Source organism: Nocardia wallacei (assembly GCF_029869545.1).
GTDB lineage: Bacteria > Actinomycetota > Actinomycetes > Mycobacteriales > Mycobacteriaceae > Nocardia > Nocardia wallacei_A.
On the sequence record NZ_JARWQD010000283.1, the window covers coordinates 1 to 4,911 of the forward strand.

A 4,911-nucleotide genomic window follows, 5' to 3' on the forward strand; every position below is an offset into this window, starting at 1 on the left:
ATACGCCTCACCACCGACGGCCAGCACCCGCAGACTGTCCAGACCCGCCGGATCCAGCGTCGCCAACGCCGCCGGGGTGATGAACAGATGAGTCACCTGTTCCCGACGGATCAGCTCGTACAGCTCCTCGCCACCGAACACACCCGTCGGCACCACCACCAGCGCACCGGCCGGACCGACCGCGAGCAACAGCTCCATGATCGACGCATCGAAGCTCGGCGAAGAGAAATGCAGTGTCCGCGAACCGGAGTCGAGGTCGTACCGCGCCACCTGCTCGGCGCAGAAGTTCGCCAGGCCCGCGTGCGGCACCACGACGCCCTTGGGCACACCCGTCGAACCCGACGTGTAGATGACGTACGCCAGGTTGTGCGGACGCAGCGGCCGGACACGATCGGCATCGGAGACCGCGTCGGCGCTGTACCCGTCGAGATCCAGATCCTCCAGGACCAGCCATTCCACCGAGTCCGGCAGATCGGCGCGCACCGAGGACACGGTAAGACCCACGGGCGCACCGGAATCGGTCAACATGTGCTCGATACGGTCCGACGGATACGTCGGATCGATCGGCACGAACGCCGCACCGGACTTCGTCACACCCCACTCGGCGAAGTACGAATCGCTCGACCGCGGAATCGCGATCGCCACGAAATCCTCGGTACCCAGACCACGCTCGATCAACAAGCGCGCCAAGCGATTCGACCGCTGATCCAGCTCACCATAGGTCAGCCTGGTGTCCTGGAACACCACGGCCAAAGCCTCGGGATCGCGAGAGACCGCCGCCGCCAGCAACTCCGGCAACGTCCCCGCCGGAACCGCCGGACCGCCGCTGCGGCTCACGACCTCGGCACGCTCGGCCGCATCCAGAATGTCGATCGCCCCGACGGCGATCTCCGGATCGGCCGCGATCGCCTCGAGCACCCGCTGCCAGCGGGTCACGATCGAGGCGGCCGTGGACTCGTCGAACAGCTCCGTCGCATAGGTCAGCGCCAGCGCCATGCCGCCGCTGGCCTGCGCCGACGCCTGCTCCGACAGCGTGAACTGCAGGTCGAAGCGGGCGATGTTCTCCTCGAGGTCCAGCGCGGACACCGTCAGCCCGGGCAGTTCCAGCGTCGCGCGCTCCATGTTCTGGAACGACAGCGCCACCTGGAACAGCGGGTTGCGGGCCTGGGACCGCTCCGGTGCCAGCAGCTCCACCAGCCGCTCGAACGGCACGTCGGCGTTGCCGAATGCCTCCAGGTCGGTGTGGCGGACGCGGTCGAGCAGCGCGGTGAACGGCTCGGCCGCCTCGATGCCGGCGCGCAGCACCAGCGTGTTGACGAACATGCCGACCACGTCGTCGAGCGCGGCCTCGCCGCGGCCCGCGATCGGCGTGCCGACGGCGATGTCGTCGCCGCCCGACAGCCGCGCCAGCAGCACCGCCAGCGCGCCGTGCATCACCATGAACAGCGACGAACCACGCTGGCGGGCAATGTCTTCCAGCGCCGCGATCAGCTCGGGCGACAGCTCTCGGTGCAGCGTGGCACCGCGATGCGAGGCGACCGCGGGCCGGGGGCGATCGGTCGGCAGCGTCAGCTCGTCCGGGATGCCCTCGAGCGCGTGCCGCCAGTACTCGACCTGCCCCGCGAGCAGCGACTGCGGATCGTCCTCCGAGCCGAGCACCTCGCGCTGCCACATCGCGAAGTCGGCGTACTGCACCGGCAGCGGCTCCCAGCCGGGCGCGGTGCCCTGCGTGCGCGCCGTGTAGGCGCTCATCACGTCGCGGGCCAGCGGTCCCATCGAGAAGCCGTCGGCCGCAATGTGATGCACGACGACCACCAGCACGTGCGTGGCGTCGGCACCGGACGACTCCACCTCGAACAGCCGCGCGCGCAGTGGCACCTCCTCGGCCACATCGAAGCCGTCCGAGGCGAATTCGGCCGCCGCGGTGAGGAGCTGGGCCTCCGCGATCGGGTACGCGTGCAAATCCAGGGCGATCTGCTCGGCCGGGACCGTCACCTGCGTCGCGGCACCGTCGCGCTCCGGGTAGCGGGTGCGCAGCGACTCGTGTCGCCGCACCACGTCGAAGATCGCCAATTTCAGTGCGGCGATATCCAATTCGCCGGTCAGCCGGATCGCCAGCGGCAGGTTGTAGGCCGCCGACGAGGTGTCGTACTGGTTGAGGAACCACATGCGCTGCTGCGCGAACGACAGCGGCACCGGCTCGGTGGCCGAGCGGGCCCGGGCCACCAGCCGCGGCCGCGAGTCGCCGCCGGTGTGCGATTCCAACCGCGCCGCAAGGGCTTCCACGGTCGGCGCCTCGAACAGCGCGCGCACCGGCACCGAGGTGCCCAGCGCCGCGCCGAGCCGCGAGACCACGCGGGTGGCGATCAGCGAGTTGCCGCCGAGGTCGAAGAAGTCGTCGTCCAGGCCGACCCGGTACAGGTCCAGCACCTGGGCGAACACCGCCGCCACCGTCTCCTGCACCGGCGTCTCCGGCGCCCGGAAGCTGCGGGTCTGCGCCGCGGGGGCGGGCAGCGCCCGGCGGTCGAGCTTTCCGTTGACCGTCAACGGGATTCGATCGAGCACCACGAACGCCGAGGGCACCATGTAGGACGGCAGATCCGCCGCCGCGCCGTCACGGACCGCCTCGAGCGACGGCACCGCGTCCGCCTCCGGAACGAGGTAGGCGACGATGCGCTGATCGCCGGGCTGATCCTCGCGCACGATCACCGCGGCCTGGGCCACGCCCGCCTGGGCCAGCACGGCCGCCTCGATCTCGCCGAGTTCGATGCGGAAGCCGCGCACCTTCACCTGATCATCGGCGCGGCCGAGGTATTCCAGTTCGCCGCGGCGGTTCCAGCGCGCGACGTCACCGGTGCGGTACAGCACCGACCCGGACGCGCCGGACTCGCCCCCGAAGGGGTTGGCCACGAACCGGCTCGCGGTCAGATCGCCGCGGCCGAGGTAGCCGCGCGACAGCTGCGGTCCCGCGACATACATCTCACCCGCGACACCCACCGGAACCGGGCGCAGCCGGTTGTCCAGCACGTAGACGCGCAGCCCGGCGATCGCCCGGCCGACCACGCTGCCGGTGGCGGCGGCGATGGTCGCGGCGTCCAGCGCCCGGTAGGACACGTGCACCGTGGTCTCGGTGATGCCGTACATGTTGACCAGCCGCGGCACCGAATCACCGTGGCGGGCAACCCAATCGGCGAGGCGGCGCAGTTCCAGCGCCTCGCCGCCGAATACGACGTAGCGCAGCGACAGCGGCCGCGAATCCGAATCCGGGTGGTAGGACTGCTCCTCGGCGAGTTCCGCGGCGGCCAGCTGATAGAACGCCGACGGCGTCTGGTTGAGCACCGTGACCCGTTCGCGGCGCAGCAGTTCCAGGAACTGCTCGGGCGAGCGGGAGGTGTAGTAGTCGACGACCACCAGGGTGCCGCCGAACAGCAGCGGTCCCCACAGCTCCCACACCGAGAAGTCGAAGGCGTAGGAGTGGAACATCGTCCACACGTCGCCCGGCCCGAAGCCGAAGTCGCGATCGGTATTCGCGAACAGCCGCACCACGTTCCGGTGCTCGACCGCGACGCCCTTCGGACGGCCGGTGGAGCCGGAGGTGTAGATGACGTAGGCGATGTTCTCCGGCGTCAGCGGCGCGCGGCGGTCGGCGTCGGTGATCGGGCCCTCGCCCGCGTCGACGACATCCGGGACATCCATGCCGAAGTCGTCCATCAGGATCGTCGGCAGGCCCGCGGCCAGCTCGGCGTCGATGGTGCTGTCGATGATCACGCTGGCGGGCGCGGCGTCCGAGAGCACGTAGGCGATGCGCTCGGCCGGGTTGTTCGGGTCCACCGGCACATAGCCCGCGCCGGACTTGATCACGGCCAGCAGCGCGACCACGAGATCGGCCGACCGCGGCAGCATGACCGCGACCAGCGTATCCGGGCCCGCGCCGTCCTCGATCAGCCTGCGCGCCAACTGATTCGCCCGCTGGTCCAGCGAGGCGTAGGTGACCCGGTCGTTCTGGCCGAAGGTCACCGCCACCCGGTCGCTGTGCGCGGCCACCGCGGCGTCGAACAGATCCGACAGGGTGGCGGTGCGATCGGCGAAACGCCCGGTGGTGGTGTCGCTTCCGGACGACACCCAGCGCTGCGAGACGTTCAGGCGCTCGGCCTCGCCCAGCAGATCGATATCGCCGACGATCGCGGCGGGATCCTCGGCGACGCTGCGCAGGATCCGCAGGAAGCGATCGGTGAACGCGGTGATCGTCTCCGGGTCGAACAGGTCGGTGGCGTAGTTCCACGACAGCGCCAGCCCGCCGTCGGCGGCGTCGCCGACGGTGAGCTGCACATCGAATTTCGCGACGCCCGGGTCGAATTCGACGACCGCGAGATCCAGTCCGGGCAGCGCCACCGTGGTGGCGTCGCGCTGGCCCGCGGCCTCGAAGGTGAGCGCCACCTGGAACAGCGGATGGTGCGCCTGCGAGCGGACCGGGCTCAGCACGTCCACCAGCTGCTCGAACGGCACGTCGGCGTGCGCGAACGCGGCCAGGTCGGTGCGGCGGACCGCATCGAGCAGGTCGGTGAACGCCGCATCGGGCCGCACCTCGGTGCGCAGCACGAGCGTGTTGACGAACATGCCGATCAGATCGTCGAGGGCGCGCTCACCGCGGCCCGCGATCGGGGTGCCGATGGCGATATCGGTGGCCCCGGCCTGCCGCGACGCCCAGGTGGCCAGCGCCGCGTGCATCAGCATGAACAGCGTGACGCCGCGCGAGCGCGCCAGCTCGACGAGCGCCGCGTGCAGATCGGCATCGATCGAGAACTCGTGCGTGGCACCGGCATTGGAGGCGATCTCCGGCCGCGGCCGGGAGGGCCGGAGCGCCATCCATCGACACCGGGGGCGGGCCCCGGGCTTGGGCGCCGACCCCCG

1 protein-coding gene is annotated in these 4,911 nt (G+C 70.6%); it reads right to left on the reverse strand.

Annotation, left to right across the window (positions count from 1 at the left end; genetic code table 11):
• On the reverse strand, positions 1 to 4,911 hold a 4,911-nt coding region (locus QH290_RS24755; protein WP_483244251.1), incomplete at both ends, for an amino acid adenylation domain-containing protein.